The 509-nt window shown below is 72.1% G+C and carries 1 protein-coding gene; it reads right to left on the reverse strand.

Translation table 11 applies throughout. From position 1 onward, the window contains the following. A partial coding sequence (locus BZY54_RS49035; protein ID WP_143668496.1) for an LLM class flavin-dependent oxidoreductase occupies positions 1-509 on the reverse strand: 509 nt, incomplete at both ends.

Below are 509 nucleotides of genomic sequence, written 5' to 3' on the forward strand. Positions count from 1 at the left end.
CGGACCACCTCGACGTATTCCGCGGCCTCGACGAAGAGTTCGGTGACCCGCTCCTGTCCGGCCGGGGTCCGGAGTTCCTCCAGGCTCAGCGGGGCGAAGGTGCGGCGGCCGAAGTGGTCGGCCTCGTGCGGGCGGGCGGTGAGCTGCACCCGCAGGCCCGCGCGGCCGGTGCTCACATAGTCGAGGGTGGCGATCGCCTTGGAGATGTGGAACGGCTCGGTGTGGGTGGCGATCACGGTCGGCACCAGGCCGATGTGCTGGGTGAGCGGCGCGATCCGGGACGCGATCAGTACGGCGTCCAGGCGTCCGCGGACCTGGTCGGTGCGGCCGTCCGGCTCGCCGTAGTGGGAGGACTGCAGGCCGAGACCGTCCTCGATGGTCACGAGGTCGAGCAGGCCGCGTTCGGCCTCGGCGACCAGGTCGGCCCAGTATCGGGCGGTGAACAGGTCCTTGGACCGGGACACCGGCTCCCGCCAGGAGGCAGGGTGCCAGCCGGTGCCGTCCAGGGC

This window comes from Streptomyces carpinensis (assembly GCF_002154505.1).
Classification (GTDB): domain Bacteria; phylum Actinomycetota; class Actinomycetes; order Streptomycetales; family Streptomycetaceae; genus Streptomyces; species Streptomyces carpinensis.